The sequence below is a fragment of the Streptomyces sp. NPDC111656 genome, from assembly GCF_055656965.1.
Map to the genome: position 1 here is coordinate 1 of NZ_JBVKCA010000018.1, position 18,705 is coordinate 18,705.

The window sequence follows — 18,705 nt, forward strand, 5'->3', positions numbered from 1 at the left end:
TGAGCACTACACATGGCCCCAGCCCACCCACGCCGGCACCCAAGCCATCCGCATCAAGCGACCCCAACCTCCAGACCCGTAAAGCAACGGCATTGGACCTAGCCCCCCGGTTCACGGCATGAGCGCCCGGGCTGTCTCCCGCAGCCCGGGCGTCTCACGATCCGTGTGCCGCCGGAGCAGGGCGATGGCGCCGAGGGCGGTGCCGGGATCGCCGAGTCCGGCCGGAATCACTCGGGGCACTCCGTACGAGCCGCGCGCGATACGCGCATCGAGCACGCGCTCGATCGGCGCCATCAGGGCCCGACCCGCGTCGACCAACTCACCGCCGATGACGATCACGTCCGGTCCAACGGCGTGGCTCACATCGGCCAACACCCTCCCGACATGCGCGCCCACCTGCGACAACACCGCATGCGCGATCTCGTCGCCGGACTCCAGCGCGGTCACCAGCTCCGGCACGTCCGCCACCGCACATCCCGCGGTGCGGCAGGCGTCGAGCACCGCCCCGATCGATGCCACGCTCTCCAGGCATCCGACCGCGCCGCACTCGCAGGGCACGCCGTCGGGGTCCACGCTGATGTGGCCGAACATTCCGGAGCGGCCGCCGGCGCCGCGGTGCAGCGTGCCGGCCATCACCAGTCCGCCGCCGACGCCGTGCGACAACCGCAGGTACAGCACGTTCCGTTCGCCCGCGGCGGCTCCCCAGACCGTCTCGGCCAGGGTGGCCAGCCGGGAGTTGTCGTCGATCAGCGCCGGTACGCCGAAGCGTTCGCGCACCCGCGCCGCCACGACGTCGTGCCGAGGAGCCCACAGCGGCCCGTGCCCCGACGGTCCGACCACCCCGATGCCGATGCCGTCCAGAGCGCCCGGCCGCAGCGCTCCGCCCGTGAGCTGGTCCGCCAGCTGCCACGCGAGGTCGATGCGGGTCTGCCACGGGGTGTCGGGACCGTGCGGTTCGCCCGTCGTGCCGACTATCGCGTGCGTAGCGTCCATCGTGGCCACCCGCACCGCCCGGCGCGCGAACTCGATACCGAGCAGCCGGCCTGCCCCGGGGTTCAGGGTCAGCACCTCCGCCGGCCGGCCCCGCTTGCGCCGGGCCACCTCCGGCACCGAGGCGAGGACGGCGCCGTTGTCCATGAGCGCTCCGACGGCGTCGTAGAGCGTGGTGCGGGACAGGCCGCTCAGGGGCCCTAACTCTCCCCGGGTCAGCGGACCGTGCTCGCGCAGCAGGCGCAGCACCAGGGACTCGTGCGCGGTAGAGGCCCGTGTCGTCTCGGTCGGCATGGCGAAGGCGCCCCCTTTTTTCAGTGCAGCTGTCGCGTGGCAGGGCGGAGTTGATCCGTCGCCTGTGGCGCGAGAAGTTAGGGGGCGTCTTTGTGGGAATTCTGTGGGCCTGCGATGTGGCGGCCGGTCGGGTACGACGCGGGTGACGCGACCGCCCACCGCTCAGAGGGAACGCACTTGGGCGTAGGCGATGTTGCCCGCGCCGGAGGTGCTCCCGTCTCCGTGATCGGTCGTACTTCCTCGGTCAGGAGCTCCCGGAAACGGTCGCCGTCCTTGGAGATCGCGGTGCGGTACTGGGGAAGGATCCGGAGAACCGGATCGAGCTCGTCCAGCAAGGTCTCGGCGCCGGGGACGGCGAACTCGACCTCGACGCTCTCCGAGCGCACCTCGACCCATCCGGCATCGCTCAGCGCGCGCTCGAGTTCCGCCCGCTCCAGGTATTCGGTCAGCGGAGCCATGAACCTCCCCACCGCAGGATCGTCCATGCGGTCGATGGCCCGTGCCACGGGGACGCAGAACGGAGCGCCCATGGCAACGGCCCAGCTCACCCTGGTGACGACACCGCCGGGACGCACCACCCGCGTCATTTCGGCCAGAACCTTCGACGTGGCGGGACCGAAGAAGGCCACACCGAACACGGAGAACGCCGCATCGAACTCGTCGTCCCCGTACCGCAGATCCAGCGCGTCCATCACCTCGGCGGAACATCGCGGGTGCGGCTCCAGACGCTGGGCCGCGCGCCGGACCATCCCCGGGCAGATGTCGATGGCCCGCACGTCGTACCCACGCTCGGCCGCCGGCCCGGCCAGGGCGCCCATGCCCGCGCAGACGTCCGGAACGGCCGCGCCGACAGGGAGGCGGCTCCGTCCAGCGCCGCCTGTGCGAAGCGTCCCGAGCAGGGCTGGGCCCATCGCTCGTAGGCCGGAAGAGTCGTGTCGACATGGTTCTCAGCTGTCGCCTCGGTCATCGCCGCTGCACCTTTCCTCATGCCGGGACATGGTGAACTTCCCGATCGGAGCCATCGGTACCGATCACATCAACCTCCGCCGCGCCGGCCCACCCAGAGGCCCGGATACGTACGCATGCGTACGCGGGCCCGCGTCGCCCGGCGGTGGGATCCGCCAGGAGGATGTGCTCAGCGGGGTGATCGGCAGTGTCCGGATCGGATGTGCCGAGGCATGCTCGATCAAGGAGCGGGGATCGTGGGGGTGGCGCTATCCGCCTCTGACAGTCAGCGGATTCCACATCGTTGTGCAGGGCGGTGCCTGCCTGATCACAGCCGACCTGCCCGCCGGTCGAGCTGACACCGGGTGATGTCGTCCTCACGCCGTACGGCGCCGAACACGGACTCGCGCGCGCCCTCGTCGTTCGACGATCTCAAGCCGGTCGTGCTGGGAGACGGCCCGCATCCCCACCAAGTCCACGTAGCGTTTGTCTGTGGCGCCTACTGGCTCGATCGCGGCCAGGTGCCCGGCTATGTGCGGTCGCTTCCGCCGGTCATCGTGGTGTCGCCGGACTACGACCGCAATCCGCACCTGCGGCTCCTGACCGATCTGCTCGGCGCACACCTGAATGACACGAAACCGGGTGGCCGGGTGTCCCGATCGGCCCTGCTCGACCTCATCCTGACCCATGTACTGAGGCTGTGGCTGGAGGAGAATCCGACTGCCGCTCGGCCGCACCTCACCGATCCGGCGATCTCCGCCGCGCTCGATGAGATCCACGCCGCCCCGACCGGCCATGGACGGTACAACGGCTCAGCCAGGCGGTCGGCCTGTCGCGGACCGTGTTCACCGGGCGCTTCACGGCACTGGTGGGCCGGCCACCGATGAGTTACGTGACTGGCCGGCGCCTGACCTGCGTGGCCCGGCTGCTCCGGGAGACCGACGCACCTTCGGCCGGTATCGCGCGCCAGGTCGGATACGCGACGGAGTCCTCGTTCGGGGCGGCACCCTGACGATGGGGCCGCCGTGCAGGGCCGGCTGCCTGTCACGGCTGGTGCGTGACGCTCACCTGCACGGTCAGAGTACCTCTGTTGTCCTGGGAGCAGACACCGGCGGTGTCGTTGATGCTCAGTTGGAGTGTGGCGTTCCCGGTCGCCCGGAACGTCAGTCTCCGCCCGACGGCATGGACCGGGAAGTTCTGGTCACCCACAAGTCGCGCCAGCAGCGCGGCGAACGGTGCCGCGCCCTTGACCTTGCAGACCTTCACCCCATTCTGCAACCCGTCGGTCTCCGCGTCATAGCCGGCCGGCCCGGCCATGGGCAGCTTCCGGTAGGCGGAGGTCCATTCGCCGGAGACGAACTGCACGGTGATCCGGTCACCGCGCTGGACGGCCACTCCGGTGGCCGACTGCCAACCGGCCGTCGACTGGACGACCTGACGGGTCGTCGCCGTTTTCGGACCTTCCTTGTGCGGCAGGGTCCCGGTGAGGAAAAGACCGCCCGCAACGCCCGCCGTGAGAGTGGCCGTTCCGGCCAGCGCCCACCACAGTAGCTTCGGTCTCGCGGGGCGGCGCGACTGCGATTGCGGCCGAGGAGGTACGGACGACGTGGTGCGCCGCCCCGTCGGCACGATCTCCCCGGCAGGGACGAGCCATTTCCGGCTGCCGGTGATCGTGCCGGCGTCGGCCAGTGGGGCCGCAGGCCGGAACTCGCGTACGGTGGCCGACGGCATCACCCCGGCGTCCGGTCCGCCTGCCACCACGCCCCGCAACGCGGAACGCACGGCGGCCGCCGAGGGGCGCTCGCCCGGGGACTTGCGCAGCAGCGCTTCGACGACCGGGCGCAGCGGACCGAGCCGCTCCGACAGGGCGGGTTCCTCGTACACCACCGCGTGCATTGTCGCGGGCGCTCCCGGTCTCCGGAACGGGGACCGGCCTCCGCACACCGTGGCAAGGGTCGCGCCGAGTGACCACAGGTCCGAGGCCGGCCCGACCTCCGCTCCCGTCACGCGTTCCGGTGCCATGAACTCGACGGAGCCGATCAGTTCACCGGTGGTCGTCAGGAACTCGCCGTCGTCGAGGGCCGCGATACCGAAGTCGGTGAGGACGGCGCTGCCGTCACGGCGCAGCAGCACGTTGGCGGGCTTGACGTCCCTGTGCAGGGTCCCGACCGCGTGGACGGCATCCAGTGCGTCGATCAGTTGCAGGCCGACGCCAGCGGTCTGCCGTGGGGTGAGCGGCCCGGCCTCGGTGATCCGATGGGCCAGCGAGGACCCCTCGACGAGCTCCATGACGATCCACAGCCGGTCTTCGGACTCGACCAGGTCGTGGACTCCCACCACGTGGGGATGCGGCACCCGGGCGACCGCGCGGGCCTCGCGGACGGCACGCCGTACCCGTACGCGGTGGTCCTCGTCGCCGTCGGTGAGGACGTGCAGTTCCTTGGCCGCGACCGGTCGGTCCAGCAGTTGATCGTGGGCGCGCCAGACCGTGCCCATGCCGCCTCTGCCGAGGACGTCGTGCAGCAGATACCGTCCGGCGATCACCCGTTCCGAACGTGTGGCCACCTCGTGATCACCATCTCCGGATATCACGCGCTCTCACATTTCCTTCGGGAGGTGACATGGCGATTGCCACGGTGTCGGCAGAACGCTACGAGCGCTCTCTCCGGTTCGAATTCACTCGGCACTCGTTCGCACGCCGAGCGTCATGCGTCGTTGCCAGAGGTTAGAACCGTGGGTGACGCGACAGCAAGACACTCAGATCCGGATTAAATGCTCCACCGCGCGGAATAACTCACCAGGGCCCCCTCGCGAGCGGTGCGGGAAAAATTGCCGGGCAGCCGGGATCAATCCGGCCCGGCCGTGGGGTGATGTGTGACGGTGGACAGGCTCTGTCTTGCGGGGGTGTGAAAGGCACAGAGAAAACGCAGGGGGAGCACAACGGCATGTGCGGCGAAGGTCGACTGGACATCGGCCGCGAAGGGGCTTTGGGCCGAAGGGGCGGCACGGACCACTCCGCGAGAGGTTCGAGTCCCTCAACCGATCGACAGAGATCGTCTGCGCGGATGGACGGGGATGCCGTCGGATGCGTCAGGATCCAGTAACTCGATGAACGTGTGGGCGAGTTCGGAATGCTGGCCACGTCCCTTGAACGACGCGGTCTCGGCATCGGCCGCGAGCTGGTGCGGTTCGCTGAACTGGACGCTCAGCAAAAGGGGTTCGAAACAATGCAACTGGAATTGCTCGTGCCTCGCGGATGGTCGCATCCGTCCAAGGTCTTTCTCGGCGAGTGGTATATGCGCCTCCGAGCCCGAGCCCGCCCCCGCTTCCAACCACATCGCACGGGTCGCCGCGCGCAGCGGGGACGGCGGCGACGTGGAGATCACGGTCTCCGTCGACCACGGTGAGTCCGTTGGTGCCACCTGTGATGGCCTGCTGGCCGACCAGCCAGATGGAGAGGGCCGCGGCCAACGCCGCCGGTGACACCGATCTGAACTATGCGTCCGTCCCGAACACGGGCGAGCGCGACGCGCTGCTCCCGGTCGTCGGCCAGTTCACGCTCGCCGAGCAGCACCAGATCCTTGCGTTCATCGTCGACAGCAGCAAGAAACCGACTACCGCAGCGGACACGACCGCCGACCCGGATTACCGTCTGAAAGAAGCGTGTCCCGAACTGGGCCCGCTGGTGTTTCTGGACCTGGGCACCCGGGTCGCCATCGGCGTGACGGCCAGGGGCTGACCGTCTCCACGATTGCCTCTGTACTTGCGCGGCGGACTACTGATGCCACCCCCTGGGGGCGACGGTCGCGGAGTTTGTCCTTACTGGCGGTGTCCCGTTCGTCGTGGTGACCGCCGTCCGCTGGGTGTCGGCAGCACCACTCAGCCGGACCCTGCCACAACCGCATCTTCAGCTTGCGGTCGTGGCGGTGATGGTCGGCGCGGCGCTCGCGGGGGCACTGTCCTCTCCAAGGGGCCGTCATGATCGCCTTTGGCACCCTCACTGGCGGGTCCGCCAATCCCGCCCGCCAGTTCGGACCCGTTCTGTGGGCCCACCGGCCTGGTGACTGGTCACATCTGTGGCTCTATCTGGTGGCACCCCTTGCAGGCGCGGCCCTCACCGGTGGGGTCGCCCGGTACCAGGCATATCGCCCCGTCCATCCTCCGAAGAGCCACGGCGGACGGTCGCGCGAGAGGCGATCGGAGAGTGGCCGATGAGCTGATGGAAGAACTCGCTGAAGTTCGGTGGCGCTGGTGAAACCAAGCTGCGCAGCGATTTGGAAGGCCGGCGGGTCGCCGTGTGCCAGGAGACGTTCGGCTTCCAGAACGCCCCGCCGGTCGGTGATTTTTCGCCCCCGTCCCGGCTCCGGTCAACTCGGCCCTGGAGAGGGCGCGGTCTGGGCGGCACTGCCGCGACCACGAACGCCTGCCCCGGTAAGCGAACTGGGCGGAAGGCGGCCGTGCACAGGCTTGCGCCGGCCTCTGGGTCAGTGGGCCCAGGACGAAGGACGCTCGTCGCCGGTGTGATCAGCCGCGACTGCGATCATTGGTGGATGGCTGGTACGGGAAGCCCGGATGTTGTCGACGTCAGCTATGACAACCCGGATCAGCCCCGGCTGGGGCTGGAGGTTTTGTCCTTCGCGACGCTGCGTGAGCGGCTGCTGCCGTCTGTCGCGGCGGCTCCCAGTCGTCCGGACTTCCATCAGCTGACCCTGGTCACCCGCGGCGAGGGTACCGCGTTGATCGACTTTGTGGCCTACCCGTGCGCTCCAGGGACCCTGCTGCATTTGCGTCCTGGCCAGGTGCAGCGTTTCCCCGCGGGTCCTCAAGGGGGCATTGCGGATCTCGACGCGACCTTGGTGGTGTTCACGCCTGCCTTTCCGCCGCCGGTGCCTGCCAGCGCAGCCGTCATCGACGAGGGGCTCAGTCCTGCCGCTTTCTCACTGTCCGCGGCGGAGTACCGGGCCATGTCGGTGGCGGTGGCCGAGATAGCGGCGGAATACGCCTCGCTGGCCGAGCGGGACGCTTCGCAGGCGGAACTCACTGTGGAGCTGCTGCGGCAGCTTCTTGCCGCGCTGCTGGTACGCATGGCCCGGCTGCCGCATTCTGGTGAATGGAATCCTGCGGCGGGGGGCGAGGTGTTCCGGGTCTTCCGCGGCGAGCTGGAACGCGCGTTCGCCAGGAGGCGCCGTGCTGCCGAGTATGCCGCGCACCTCGGTTACTCGCCGCGGACGCTTACGCGAGCCTGTCTGGCCGCTACGGGCCGTACCGCGAAGGATCTCATCGACGACCGTGTCGCCCTGGAGGCCAAGCGACTGCTGGTACATACCGGCCTTCCTGTCGCGTCCGTCGGGCGCATGCTGGGCTTCACGGAACCCACCAACTTCGGGAAGTTCTTCGAGCGGACGGTGGGTGCCACTCCCGGGGCATTCCGCGCCACGCAGCGCTGACAACCCCGCCCGCTCGGACAGCCAGAGGCAGCTGGGCCGGTGGCGGAGGCCGCGCCGAGCCCGGGCTCTCCGAAGCGCACGCCTTGAGCGGATCGGCGAGTCCAATTTCGACCATGTCGCGTCTCTTGCACACCTCGCCTGCGCAGCACGCATCGCGCATTGTTTAAGCACGCAGTCAGCGCGTTATCCGCTTCCGGTCAAGCCTTTGACTGCCTGGTGAGGCCGAAATGAAAGGAGAAAACAACCATGCCGTACGCAGATGTCAACGGTGCCCGCCTCTACTTCGAGGACAGTGGTGGTGAGGGCCCGGTCGTGGTCTTCAGCCACGGCAACCTCATGGACCGTGACATGTGGGTGCATCAGATCCAGGTCCTGGCCGGGGACTTTCGGGTCGTCGTGTGGGACGAGCGGCTGCACGGCCGGACCGAGGACGACGGTAAGACCTACACCTACTGGGACTCGGCCGCCGACTTGATCGGGCTGCTGGATCACCTGGGCGTGCAACAGGCGGCGCTGGTGGGGCATTCGCAGGGCGGCTTTCTGTCCATGCGGGCCGCTTTGCTGGCACCTGAGCGGGTCGAGGCCCTGGTGCTGATCGACACGACGTCGGTCGCCTGGCCGCTCGAGGCGCTGGCGCAGATGCGTGGTGTGTCGGAGGGATTCCGCGGTGCCGGTCCGGAGGCAGTGGCCCCGGTATTGCTGGGGATGCTGCTGGGACAGCCCGCGATCCACGATCAGTGGCTGGCGAAGTGGCGGGCGCAGCCGCGTGAACGGCTCGCCGACGCGGTGCAGGTACTGATGGAGGTTGACGACATCACCGACCGGCTCGGTGAGATCACCGTACCGGCCTTGGTCGTCCACGGCGACGCGGACCAGCCGATCCCGTACCCGTTGGGCCAGGCACTGGCCGGGAAGATCCCCGGTGCCCAGGAACTGGTCACCGTGACCGGGGCCGGGCACACGCCGAACCTCACTCATCCCGACCAGGTCAACCCGGCGTTGGCCGGCTTCCTTCGCCGGTATGCCTGACGGTCCCACACCCCCATGCGTGGAACCTGCGGCGGCGGTCAGCACGACGCCGCTGCCTGCGGAGCGTCCTGGCGGACATTCACACGCGGGTCGGAGCACTCGCCATTTCAACGATCTGCACAACATCCCATTCTGAAAGGAACGACCATGTCGACTCCCTTTACCGACCCGGCGCAGCTCCCCCCGGCCTTCGAGAAGGCCATGAACTCCGGGAATCTTGACGAGGTCCTGAGCCTGCTCGCGCCCGGTGCTGTCATGCGTACCGTCACCGGTGAGACCGTCACCGGTCAGGCGCTGCGTGACTACACGGCCGGGTCGATCGCCGGCAACGCCCAGCTGTCCAACGGCCCGTCGCGCGTTGTGGCCGGCGACGACATCGCGTTGATCAGCGAGGAGTGGACCCTCGAGATCACCGGTCCTGACGGCAACCGGAGGAAGGCCATCGGCACCACTGCCAATGTCGCCCGTCGTGGTCAGGACGGCACCTGGCGCATGGCCATCCTCAACCCCCTCGGCACCGCCGCCTGAGCATCCGGGCCGGGCTCCCTGGTGCCCGGCCGCCCGCTCAGCAACCGGCGCCCGTCCCTGGTTTTCGTTCACCACTGGGGTGGCTCGCAGCACACCCGGCGACCGGTCATCGAACAGCGGGCCGACGGCGCGCTCGGCTGTGGCGAATTGGTCGTGGTGGGCTGCTTTGATGCTGTCCGTCCAAGAGGTCCTTCGCAGGGCGGGAGTTCGACGGGCACAGTGGGCTATGGGAGCGGCAGACCCCCGGTCGGGGGGGGCAGGCACTGACCAGGACCGAGCCGGCGGTCACCCGTCTGATCGGCTCCGGGCTCACCGACAGAGCCGCCGCCGACCTGGGCCTGCCGCCGAACAAGATCGGCACCCACGTCCGGTCGATCTTCGCCAAGCTGGGCATTCACTCGCGCGTACAACTGGCGAACGCACTCCACAGACGGGAAGCCGAGGTGTCGGTTCGGAGCCCGGCGCCCCCGGGAACTCCGGATTGAACCGACCGCACTGGATCAGACGGAGCGGTCGCAGGGTTCGTCGACGTACGTGCGCGCATCCACCTCGGGCAGTGTCCAGGGCAGGGGGACGACCCGGTAGACGATGGGGTCACCACCCGGTCGCGCGGGCAGTCCGATCCGTCGGCTGAAGGGTCGCTGAACGTCCTGAAGATCCTCTTCAGCGTCTGGCGCGACCGGTCGGGCAAGGTAGAGGGCATGCGTGTGCTGGTGATGGATGACGACGCCCGTCTCGTGGAGCTGCTCCAACAGGGCCTGCGAGCGGAGGGTTTCGCGGTGGACGCCGCGAGCGACGGCCTTGACGGTCTCGCCAAGGCGGCGGCGGACACCTACGACGTGATCATTCTCGACGTCATGATGCCGGGCCTGAACGGCTACAAGGTGTGTGCCCACCTGCGGTCGATCGGCGACAACACACCGATCCTGATGCTGACGGCGAAAGACGGTGAGTACGACGAAGCGGAAGGGCTGGAGACCGGGGCCGACGACTATCTGACGAAGCCCTTCTCCTTCGTCGTCCTCACCGCCCGGCTGCACGCCCTGATACGTCGCGCGCGGCCGGAGCGGCAGATCGTCCAGCACTTCGGGGACCTGGAGATCGACACAGGAGCCCGCCGCTGCCGCCGCGCAGGCACGGACATCGCCCTTACCCCTCGCGAGTTCGATGTCCTCGCGCTGCTCGCGGCAACGCCGGACATCGCCATCAGCAAGGCCGCCATCCTGGACCGGGTCTGGGACAGCGCGTACGAGGGCGGCCCGAACATCGTGGAGGTCAACGTCAGTGCTCTTCGCCGGAAAATCGACCGTCCCTTCGGCCGGGTCAGTATCGAAACCGTGCCCGGCGGGGCCTACCTGCTCCGCTCCGACGGAGCGTGACCGCGGACACCGCCGGCGCCTGTGGCTGCGGACCGTGCGCGTCCGTGCCACCGTAGCCGTCGCACTGGTCGCCAGCCTTGCCTTCGCCGCCTGCTCGGTGGTCCTGCTCTACGCCGTCCACACCAACCTGGTCACCTCCGCCCAGAACGCGGCTCGTGACCACGTCGACAAGGCAGCCCACCAACTCGGCTCAGGAACACCTCCGGCCGACGTACAGGCCGCCCTGCCGGACATCATCCTGGACACCGCACCCCGTGCCGATGCCTCGTCCACCGCGTCGGCAGACGAGGGTGCCAGTGCCAGTGTGGGCACGCCCACGGGGCCGATCGTGGTGCAGGCGTTTCCGAACCGTGCTCCCGCGCATACCGCCGTCATCACTCTGACCTGGGCCCTGGTCCCCTGTACCGCCGTGCTGGTCCTGCTGGTGGCCTACCTGGCGTGGTACGCCATGGGCCGGGCACTGCGACCGGTGGAGAACATCCGTGCCGAGTTCGCCGACATCACCGCCCACAGTCTCCAGCGGCGCGTCCCCGTCCCCGACTCCGACGACGAGGTCGCATCGCTGGCGGAGACGATGAACGGCACTCTCGATCAACTCCAGCGCGCCGTCGGCCGCCTGCGGACCTTCACCTCGGATGCCTCGCACGAACTGCGTGGCCCCCTCACCACCCTGAAGGCCCGTCTCGAGCTGGCCCTGGCCCGTCCCGACCGGGCCGAGTGGACCGCGGTCGGCAGCGAGGCGCTGCGCGACACCACACGTCTTGAGGACATCGTCGCCGATCTGCTGCTCCTTGCCCGCCTGGATGCGCGCCAGCCCCTGAAACTCCAACCCCTGCGCGTGACCGACCTCTTGCGACGGACCCTCGCCGAGCGCCACCCCGGTCAACCTGTCGTCCTCGTGGCGGACTCCGACCCCGATGAGACGGTTCTGGGCAGTCGTACGGCACTCGCCCGCCTCTTCACGAACCTCCTCGACAACGCTCTGCGCCACGCGCACAGCACGGTGACGGTGGAGGTGCGTCACACGGAGCACGAAGTGGTCGTCGAGGTGAGCGACGACGGTCGGGGCATCCCCGAACCCGACCGGGAGAGGGTCTTCGACCGCTTCACGCGTCTGGACAACGCCCGTACCCGCAGCGAGGGAGGAACTGGTCTTGGCCTCGCTATCGCCCGCGACATCGCGACTGCCCACGGGGGGACGCTCACTGCGGAATCGCCTCGGACCACCGACGGGGGTGCCCGTCTGCTCCTGATCATCGCCAGGCAGGACCAGCCGCGCAGCACGTCACGGCCGCGCGACTGAAGATCGGATGCGCGTCAGGGCGTGTGAGTGGGTGCCGTGGCTTCCTTGGAGTGCGCGACGGCCCCGCGGGCAGCAAGTCCCGCCCTTCGCACATGCGGGCCCGGCTTGTGGTGGGCGGAGGCGGCCGGCGCGAGGTTCCGGGCCGGAGGGCGTGCGAGACGCGGGGCGGCTCAGGGCCGTATCTGCGGCGGGTGTGTGCCTCCCACCACGGCCAGGTCCTCGAAGCGGATCTCCTCGCCGCAGGCTGCGCAGTCCGCTCGGGTATGCAGGACGGCACCGCATCGGTGCTGGAACTCCGTTGTGGGGATGCCCTCCCGGCAGTACGTGTCGCCCCACTCCTTGAGGGCGGCGAGCACGGGGAGCAGGGCCCGGCCCGCCTCCGTGAGGACGTATTCGTCGCGCGGCGGATGCTCGCTGCGGCGGGCTCGGGGAGTAGCCGAGCGGGAGTGGAACGAGTGGTTCATTGCCCGCTCGCCGAACCGCCGGTCGATCGTCCTGACGTCGAACAAGAACTTCAGCGAATTCGGTCAGGTCTTCGGCGACGAGGAACTCGCCACCGCCATCCTGGACCGGCTCCTGCACCACTGCGAGGTCGTCCCGATCAACGGCCCTGGGCCACCGCCTCACCGCCATCGGCGGCGAAGCCGGCATCGCCTGACGGACCCGGCAGGCACTACTGGCTTCGAGCATGGTCGAGCTCGGCCGCCAGCACGGCCATCCCGTGCAAGTGAGTGAAGTACTTGGTTGCGTACTCGTCATCACCAATAGACGGAAGGATCTCTCCAAGGACCGCGGTGCGTGCCTGAAGTATGTCACGGCGCCGGTCATCCAAGGGGCCGTTCATGGCTGAGGAGACACAGCCGGCAAGCATCGTGTCCATCATCACCATGCATTCACCCGCGGGCTCTCGCTGGTAGAAGCCCGGAGCGAAGCGCAAGGTCCTGAACTCGTCCCACAATCGCGCCAACTGATCCAGTCCTGCTTCCGCCATGCCCGTGATCATCCCCTACGACCAGACGCCGAGGGAACGCGTTCCCCGACCTGCGTGGTGCTGTGCCCGAGACTTCAGGTGCTGAAGGGGATCTTCAGGACGTTCAGCGGATCTTCAGCCGGCAGGGGCGAGAGTTGCCTCGTTCTCGATCCCGAGGGAAACGGGGCCGGACGCGTGCCGGTACCTCCGTCTCCCTCCACCTGCGAAGGAGTTGATCGCATGAAGGTGCGTAGGAACAGCATCTCGCGTCGTCAGGGTGCCGTGATGGCCGGCGCACTGGCCGTACTGCTCGCCTCGGGCGGGGTTGCCGTTGCGGCCTCGACCGGCGGCAGTACCACCAAGCACGACGGCGTCACGGTCTCCGAGGCGCCCGGCAACCCGCACCCGCACCACATCAAGCCGGGCACCGCCAAGAAGCTGCGCGACCTCACCGTCGTCGAGGGCGGCCCCGTCACGGCCGAGAAGCCGTCCCTTGTCGAGGTGCCCGGCGCGAAGCCGAAGGGCTGGGATCTCGGCGAGGCCACGCCGGTGAAGGACGCCCCGGTCGTCGTCGGCGGCGAAGGCAACACCATGCTGCGTTAGCCGCACAGCGACAGGGCGGACGTGGGGCTGCCGCGTCGCCACCACGTAACGCCTGGCCGGACATCTCCGGCCGGGCGTTTCGCATGGCATCTGCATGACATGCAGCGACTCCGCCCGCACATCTCGCCCTTCTCCCCCGAGGGGTCGCCGGGGAGTCGGATTTTGACCATGGTCAGTCGTCTGCGTATCCGGCAACGACGTGCTTCTGAGCATAGCTTTGACGGCGCCGGCCCGACCGATGCAGAGAGCCGGGTGACGGATTCCGGAAAGGATCAAGCGCGATGAGTTCTGTGGAGCGCATTCGGCTGACGTATGCCTTCGACGCCTACTGCGGCTGGTGCTACGGCTTCGAACCCGCCTTGCACGAGTTCGCCACCGCCAACGCGGACCGCCTGGAGCTGCGAGTGCTGTCCGGCGGTCTGTTCACCGGCTCCCGCGCACTTCCGGTGTCGTCCTACCCGCACATCTCCGGCGCCAACGAGCGCATCACCCAACTGACCGGTGTCACTTTCGGCGACGGTTACCGGGCCGTGCTGGCGGACGGAAACGTGGTGATGGACTCCGCAGATGCCGCCATCGGCCTGGTCGCGCTGCGCAGCCAGCCAGGCGTGAACGCCCTGGAAGCGGCGGCCGCGATGCAGCGTGCTTGGTACCGCGACGGCCGCAGCCTCTCCGATGCCGGGGTGTACCGGGAGCTCGCGGCCGAACTGAGTCTGGACGCCGAGGCGGTGGCGGCCGCGTTCGCTTCGCCCGCAGTCCGTGCCGAGGCGGAGGCCGACTTCCTCGAGGTGCGCCGTCTGGGCGTCGATGCCTACCCGGCGCTGCTGCTGCATACCGTCCACGGCGCCGACCGCCTGGGCGGTCCGGTCGCCTCGGCCGACGCGCTCACCCATGCCCTGGACCAGCACGTGGCCGCCACCACGGCCGCCTGAAGCCACCTTCACTCAACCCCTCGAAGGGCAGTGCACCCATGTCCAGCCTGACGTATTCCGTTCACACGGCCGGCGACACCGGCCTGAACAAGTCGTCCGTCCTCGTCACGGGCGAGCGCGAAGCACTCCTGGTCGACGGCCAGTTCACGCTCGCCGAGCAGTACCGGGTCCTGGCGGACGTTCTCGACAGCGGCAAGGAGCTGACCACCGTCGTGGTCACCACCGCCGACCCTGACTACTACTTCGGCCTGGAGGTGATCCGCCAGGCGTTCCCGGAGGTGCGGATCGTCGCCACCGCCACCACCGTGGAGCGGATCAAGAGCAGTTGGCAGGGCAAGCTCAAGACCTGGGCACACCTGGGCAGGAACTTGCCCACCGAGGTGATCGTCCCGGAGGTTCTGGAAGGAGACCGCGTCAGCATCGAGGGCCACGACTTCGAGCTGCGCGGCGGCCACCCCGACCTGGTCTGGCGCACCGAGTACCTGTGGCAGCCAGAGGACCGCGCGGTGGTGGGTGGGGTCCTGCTCTTCGCCGGTCTGCATGTGTGGACCGCCGACACCCCTACGCCGCGTGAGCGGCACGCCTGGGCCGAGACGCTCACCGAGATGGAGCGGCTCGCCCCGCGGTTCGTGATCGCCGGCCACCGTTCCGCCGACTCCGCCACCGATGCTTCTGTGATCGGCTTCACCCGCACCTACCTCGCCGAGTTCGAGGAGGAACTGGCCAAGCACGGCAACGACTCCGAGGCCCTGAAGTCCGCGATGCTGCAGCGTTACCCGGACCTGGGCCTGGCGGTGGCTCTGGACCTGGGCACCAAGATCGCCACTGGCGAGATGCGCTGGGGCTGACCCACACTCACGACGGGTCCGTGCGCCGGGAGGTGGGCCACCGTGACCACCACCCGGCGCACGACCGCCGCGGACGTCCTGACCCGCGGTGTCCTCTGCCGCGGCCAGCACCATCCGCCGGATGATGGTGGTCTCCCGCTCGGCAGGGACCCGCCGTAACCCGCATCTTCGGCCCGCGGCCGCGGCGGTGATCGCCGGCGCGGTGCTCACGTGGCCGTCGCCGTCTTCAGGAGGGCGTCACTCCGGTGGACACCTCGATCCGGCCGTCACCCTCGGCCTGTGGCTGACCGGCGCCCTTCCAGCCGTCGACGGTGTACATCGACCCTGTTCGCTGGTCTCGTAGTCGGCAATGGCCGGCTGGCCCGCCTCGTGTGGGGACCGGTGGCGGATCGCCTGCGCCGCGGTTGACTCCGTCCCTGCCTGGCCGGATGCTGCGCTGTTCATCGCCGAGGCCGTGTCCTCGGCTGCGGTCCTCGACGTCACCCTGCTGCCCATGTGCACCGGACTGTCGATGGGCGGGTTCTGTGGGTCTCTGTCTCTTGGCCACGCTCCCGGGAGCGACGCTCACCACCCAGGTGGCCTGGCGTCGGGCGTTTCGCTCCCGCCATCCTCCGAGGAGCGGCCGCGGACGGTCGCGCGAAAGGCGATCGGAGACTGGCCGGTGCGCTGGTGGAAGAACTTGCTGAAGTTGGTGGCGCTGGTGAATCCCAGTTGCGTCGCGACACGGGCGGCCGATTGATCGCCGTGCGCCAGGAGGCGCTTCGCTTCCAGGACGACCCGCCGGTCGATGAACTCCTTCGCTCCCACCCCGGCTCCGGTCAGCGCGGCCCTGGAGAGGGTGCGCGGTGAGTAGCCCAGGGCTCGGGCGTAGTCCTCCAGGCGGCGGGTGCGGGTGAAGTCGCGTTCGACCGCGTCACGGAAGTGGAGGAATGTCTCCCCTGGGTCCGGTGCCGGGCTGCCCACGGGTGCGGTGCGCTGCGAAAGGCGCAGCACGAGGACCGCCAGCAGGTGGCGCAACACCGCCACGTGAGCTTCCAGGGAGATGCCACGCAACGCCTGGAACTCCAGCGCCAGATGGTCCACTGCCATCTCCAGCGCGTGACGGTCCTCGGGACCGGGAACCTGGAGCGCGGGGGCGTACGGATCGTCCATCCGCGCCGCGGCCACGGTGGCCGGATCCAGGAAGTCGCCCTCGAAGAGGACCAGGGTGCCCTCGGCGTCGTCCAGATCACCCCACTGCTGCACCTGACCAGGTCGGGTCCAGAGCCAGGAGCCCGGCTCGAGGGCGTAGCCGGTGAAGTCCACCGTGTGCCACAACGAGCCGCTGGAGAGGGTGATCAGATGGTGGAACGTGGGTCGCTGCGGTGCCTGCAGCCGTCCTTCGCCCATGTGGACGGCGGCCCGCTCCCGCAGGTCGGCCAGAGAGATGATCTCGATGCCGGCAGGTGTTCCGACGGCGGGAGCGAAGCCGATGTCCGCGATCTCGCGCGATGGGCCCTGTCGTTTTCTCACCGTCATCAGTAGTCACCATCACGCAGGGAACCTGGCCGATGCCAGCCTAACCGGAGTAGCCGTCACGCTTCGCGACGCTGGCGTCGCAGCACGGCATGCACTGGATCGCGCTCGGCCTGCCGGGTGGCTGGAACTCGTCCACGGGGAGCGAGAGCGATCTCAACAGGCTGGGCTTCTTCCTGGGTGCCGCCGCTCAGTCCAACGCGGATCAGGGGACCGAGGGAGTGACGGCCAGCGACATCGCCACCGCCGAGGCGCTGGGGCGCCGCGTCGCGGATGCCGCCGCCACATGGGCGGCCGGCCGCGCCGCTCGCGCCGCCTGATCCCGGGCCGTTCGCCCCGGCGGCCGGATTTCCGTACGGCGCCGGGGCAGGCGGCAGACCTTGGAAGTGCGGTTACCCTCGGTGATGTTCGGCGTCCGCCGTTGATGCTGACGCCCCCAGGTTCAGCAAGACCGTTGGCCCGCGGCGGGGAGAACCGGCCGACGGGGAGCGCACCTCATTCTCCCCAGATTCTCCCCAGCGGCCTTGGGCGGGCGTTCTGGCGACTGCCTCGGCTCTCGCGAGGCCCTGGCGCAGGTCCTCGTCGACCAGTTGCTCAGAGCCAGTCCTTCCGCTTGAAGATGACGTACAAACTGGTGCATACGACCGCCATCAGGACGATCGCGAAGGGGTATCCGAGCACCCAGTGCAGCTCCGGCATGCGATCGAAGTTCATCCCGTAGATGGTCCCGACCAGCGTCGGAGCGAACAGAATGGCCGCCCAAGAAGAAATCTTCTTGATCTCCTCGTTCTGTTCGAAGCCCGCCTCCGCCAGTGCGCGCATCTCGGCGTTCTGTTGTTGGGTGACGAGGGTGGCGTTGACGGTGAGGATGTCGGTGAGGGCCTGGCGGAAGCCGTCGACGCGTTCGCTGGTGTGGGTGACGTGGTCGGCGACGTCGCGGAGGTAGCGCTGGAGTTCCTCCTCGGTGCCGTACTTGGCGAAACCCGCCATCAGGCCGTGCAGCATGCCGACCAGCGGGCGGGTGGCGCGCTGGAACTCGACCATTTCGCGGGAGAGTTCGTAGATGCGGCGGGACACCTCGGGGTCGCCGCGGAAGACCTCGGTCTCGATCTCGTCGATGTCGTTCTGGACGCCGGAGACGACGGGGACGTAGCCGTCGACCACGGAGTCGAGGATCGCGTAGAGGACGGCCTCGGGACCGAGTTTCAGCAGCTCCGGGGTGTCCTCCATGCGGCGGCGCACCGCCGACAGGTCCGGCGCCGCGCCGTGCCGGACGGTGATCACGAAGTCGGGGCCCACGAAGACGTGCAGTTCGCCGAAATAGACCTCCTCGGCCGCGTCCAGATAGCGGGCCGCGCTCAGGACGACGAAGAGCGTGTCGCCGTAGCGCTCCAGCTTCGGACGCTGGTGTGCCTCCATCGCGTCCTCGACGGCGAGGGGATGCAGGTCGAACTCGGCCGCCAGGGAGAGGAGTTCGGCCTCCGTGGGGCGGGCCAGGCCGATCCATGCCATGCCGGACGGCTGGTCGCGCAGCTCTCGGAAGGTGTCGGCGAGGGAGGCGGGGGTCGAGACCCGTACACCGTCGCGGTACAGGGCCGCCTGTACGACGCTGTCGGCGGCGGCGGGTTCCGGCTCCGGCGGGTCGGCGCGCGGCGCCGGAGGTGTCACGCCGTTCGTGGCCGGCGGGTTCAGGGCGCGTCGCCAGACGGGCTTTCTGCCGTTCTTGGCGGTCGGACGGGGGCGTCGCTCGGACATTGCGGCTGCCTCCCAGGTCGCTGGTACGTCGCTGTGATCACGGAGAAGGATATACGGGTCAAATGTCGCGGGCGGGCAGTGGGCGTACCGTCCGGGCGGCCGCGCCCGTGGAGAGCCTCACGGCTTGCGGACAGAAGGTGTCCGCAAGCCCCGTTAGCGTGCACAGC

General features: G+C 68.9%; 21 protein-coding genes and 2 pseudogenes. 16 read left to right on the plus strand and 7 right to left on the minus strand.

Annotation, left to right across the window (positions count from 1 at the left end):
* Window positions 1-111 precede the first annotated feature (111 nt).
* Together ACZ7M3_RS38990 and ACZ7M3_RS38995 are read right to left on the minus strand one after the other, a co-directional pair.
* Entirely contained in the window at window positions 112-1,284 is a 1,173-nt protein-coding gene (locus ACZ7M3_RS38990; RefSeq protein WP_472069947.1) for an ROK family transcriptional regulator, read from the minus strand.
* 77 nt (window positions 1,285-1,361) lie between these two features.
* A complete protein-coding gene (locus ACZ7M3_RS38995; protein ID WP_472069949.1) occupies window positions 1,362-2,195 on the minus strand; it encodes a class I SAM-dependent methyltransferase in 834 nt (277 codons plus the stop codon).
* Window positions 2,196-2,597: 402 nt separating this feature from the next.
* Here ACZ7M3_RS38995 and ACZ7M3_RS39000 point away from each other — a divergent pair, with 402 nt between their 5' ends.
* A complete protein-coding gene (locus ACZ7M3_RS39000) occupies window positions 2,598-3,116 on the plus strand; it encodes a cupin domain-containing protein (RefSeq protein ID WP_472069951.1) in 519 nt (172 codons plus the stop codon).
* The gene (locus ACZ7M3_RS39005) at window positions 3,098-3,241 is read left to right on the plus strand and encodes a helix-turn-helix domain-containing protein (RefSeq protein ID WP_472069953.1); all 144 of its coding nucleotides are present in this window, start codon (window positions 3,098-3,100) and stop codon (window positions 3,239-3,241) included. The genes ACZ7M3_RS39000 and ACZ7M3_RS39005 overlap by 19 nt, the downstream gene beginning before the upstream one ends.
* Window positions 3,242-3,273: 32 nt before the next feature.
* On the opposite strand, the gene ACZ7M3_RS39010 is transcribed toward ACZ7M3_RS39005, so the two are convergent.
* A complete protein-coding gene (locus ACZ7M3_RS39010) occupies window positions 3,274-4,794 on the minus strand; it encodes a serine/threonine-protein kinase (protein ID WP_472069955.1) in 1,521 nt (506 codons plus the stop codon).
* Window positions 4,795-5,360: 566 nt separating this feature from the next.
* On the opposite strand from ACZ7M3_RS39010, the gene ACZ7M3_RS39015 reads away from it, so the two are divergent.
* From ACZ7M3_RS39015 to ACZ7M3_RS39055, 9 genes are all read left to right on the plus strand, one after another.
* The gene (locus tag ACZ7M3_RS39015) at window positions 5,361-5,636 is read left to right on the plus strand and encodes a GNAT family N-acetyltransferase (protein ID WP_472070265.1); all 276 of its coding nucleotides are present in this window, start codon (window positions 5,361-5,363) and stop codon (window positions 5,634-5,636) included.
* 5 nt (window positions 5,637-5,641) lie between these two features.
* Window positions 5,642-5,968 (plus strand): hypothetical protein, encoded by a 327-nt coding sequence (locus ACZ7M3_RS39020; protein ID WP_472069957.1) that lies wholly within the window; start codon window positions 5,642-5,644, stop codon window positions 5,966-5,968.
* Between the two features lie 239 nt (window positions 5,969-6,207).
* Window positions 6,208-6,444 (plus strand): aquaporin, encoded by a 237-nt coding sequence (locus tag ACZ7M3_RS39025; RefSeq protein ID WP_472069959.1) that lies wholly within the window; start codon window positions 6,208-6,210, stop codon window positions 6,442-6,444.
* A gap of 335 nt (window positions 6,445-6,779) precedes the next feature.
* Window positions 6,780-7,676 carry an AraC family transcriptional regulator gene (locus ACZ7M3_RS39030; protein WP_472069961.1) on the plus strand — a complete coding sequence of 299 codons (897 nt, stop codon included), beginning with the start codon at window positions 6,780-6,782 and terminating at the stop codon, window positions 7,674-7,676.
* Between the two features lie 246 nt (window positions 7,677-7,922).
* The gene (locus ACZ7M3_RS39035; protein WP_472069963.1) at window positions 7,923-8,705 is read left to right on the plus strand and encodes an alpha/beta fold hydrolase; all 783 of its coding nucleotides are present in this window, start codon (window positions 7,923-7,925) and stop codon (window positions 8,703-8,705) included.
* 147 nt (window positions 8,706-8,852) lie between these two features.
* The gene (locus ACZ7M3_RS39040) at window positions 8,853-9,233 is read left to right on the plus strand and encodes a YybH family protein (RefSeq protein WP_472069965.1); all 381 of its coding nucleotides are present in this window, start codon (window positions 8,853-8,855) and stop codon (window positions 9,231-9,233) included.
* Between the two features lie 263 nt (window positions 9,234-9,496).
* Window positions 9,497-9,718: a LuxR C-terminal-related transcriptional regulator gene (locus ACZ7M3_RS39045; RefSeq protein ID WP_472070267.1), complete on the plus strand. Its 222-nt coding sequence runs from the start codon at window positions 9,497-9,499 to the stop codon at window positions 9,716-9,718.
* Window positions 9,719-9,934: 216 nt separating this feature from the next.
* The gene (locus ACZ7M3_RS39050; RefSeq protein ID WP_358734340.1) at window positions 9,935-10,612 is read left to right on the plus strand and encodes a response regulator transcription factor; all 678 of its coding nucleotides are present in this window, start codon (window positions 9,935-9,937) and stop codon (window positions 10,610-10,612) included.
* A 34-nt stretch (window positions 10,613-10,646) separates the two neighbouring features.
* Complete coding sequence (locus tag ACZ7M3_RS39055; RefSeq protein ID WP_472069967.1) at window positions 10,647-11,915, plus strand: sensor histidine kinase; 1,269 nt, start codon at window positions 10,647-10,649, stop codon at window positions 11,913-11,915.
* Between the two features lie 170 nt (window positions 11,916-12,085).
* Here the strand turns inward: ACZ7M3_RS39055 and ACZ7M3_RS39060 are convergent, their stop codons facing one another.
* A complete protein-coding gene (locus ACZ7M3_RS39060) occupies window positions 12,086-12,379 on the minus strand; it encodes a winged helix-turn-helix transcriptional regulator (protein WP_472069969.1) in 294 nt (97 codons plus the stop codon).
* Between the two features lie 22 nt (window positions 12,380-12,401).
* On the opposite strand from ACZ7M3_RS39060, the pseudogene ACZ7M3_RS39065 reads away from it, so the two are divergent.
* A pseudogene (locus ACZ7M3_RS39065) lies at window positions 12,402-12,527 on the plus strand (ATP-binding protein); the annotation flags it as partial.
* A 61-nt stretch (window positions 12,528-12,588) separates the two neighbouring features.
* Here the strand turns inward: ACZ7M3_RS39065 and ACZ7M3_RS39070 are convergent.
* On the minus strand, window positions 12,589-12,906 hold the full coding sequence (locus ACZ7M3_RS39070; protein WP_472070291.1) for a hypothetical protein: 318 nt from the start codon (window positions 12,904-12,906) through the stop codon (window positions 12,589-12,591).
* A 219-nt stretch (window positions 12,907-13,125) separates the two neighbouring features.
* On the opposite strand from ACZ7M3_RS39070, the gene ACZ7M3_RS39075 reads away from it, so the two are divergent.
* The 3 genes from ACZ7M3_RS39075 to ACZ7M3_RS39085 all read left to right on the plus strand — a co-directional run bounded on the left by ACZ7M3_RS39075 (window position 13,126) and on the right by ACZ7M3_RS39085 (window position 15,268).
* Window positions 13,126-13,488: a hypothetical protein gene (locus ACZ7M3_RS39075; protein WP_472069971.1), complete on the plus strand. Its 363-nt coding sequence runs from the start codon at window positions 13,126-13,128 to the stop codon at window positions 13,486-13,488.
* A gap of 281 nt (window positions 13,489-13,769) precedes the next feature.
* Window positions 13,770-14,420, plus strand: a complete 651-nt coding sequence (locus ACZ7M3_RS39080; RefSeq protein WP_472069973.1) for a DsbA family protein — start codon at window positions 13,770-13,772, stop codon at window positions 14,418-14,420.
* 38 nt (window positions 14,421-14,458) lie between these two features.
* Complete coding sequence (locus ACZ7M3_RS39085) at window positions 14,459-15,268, plus strand: MBL fold metallo-hydrolase (RefSeq protein WP_472069975.1); 810 nt, start codon at window positions 14,459-14,461, stop codon at window positions 15,266-15,268.
* Window positions 15,269-15,832: 564 nt separating this feature from the next.
* On the opposite strand, the gene ACZ7M3_RS39090 is transcribed toward ACZ7M3_RS39085, so the two are convergent.
* A complete protein-coding gene (locus tag ACZ7M3_RS39090) occupies window positions 15,833-16,786 on the minus strand; it encodes a helix-turn-helix domain-containing protein (protein ID WP_472069977.1) in 954 nt (317 codons plus the stop codon).
* A gap of 62 nt (window positions 16,787-16,848) precedes the next feature.
* On the opposite strand from ACZ7M3_RS39090, the pseudogene ACZ7M3_RS39095 reads away from it, so the two are divergent.
* Window positions 16,849-17,103: pseudogene (locus ACZ7M3_RS39095) on the plus strand (NADPH-dependent FMN reductase); the annotation flags it as partial.
* A 274-nt stretch (window positions 17,104-17,377) separates the two neighbouring features.
* Here the strand turns inward: ACZ7M3_RS39095 and ACZ7M3_RS39100 are convergent.
* Window positions 17,378-18,538 carry a magnesium and cobalt transport protein CorA gene (locus ACZ7M3_RS39100; protein WP_472069979.1) on the minus strand — a complete coding sequence of 387 codons (1,161 nt, stop codon included), beginning with the start codon at window positions 18,536-18,538 and terminating at the stop codon, window positions 17,378-17,380.
* Between the last annotated feature and the right edge of the window lie 167 nt (window positions 18,539-18,705).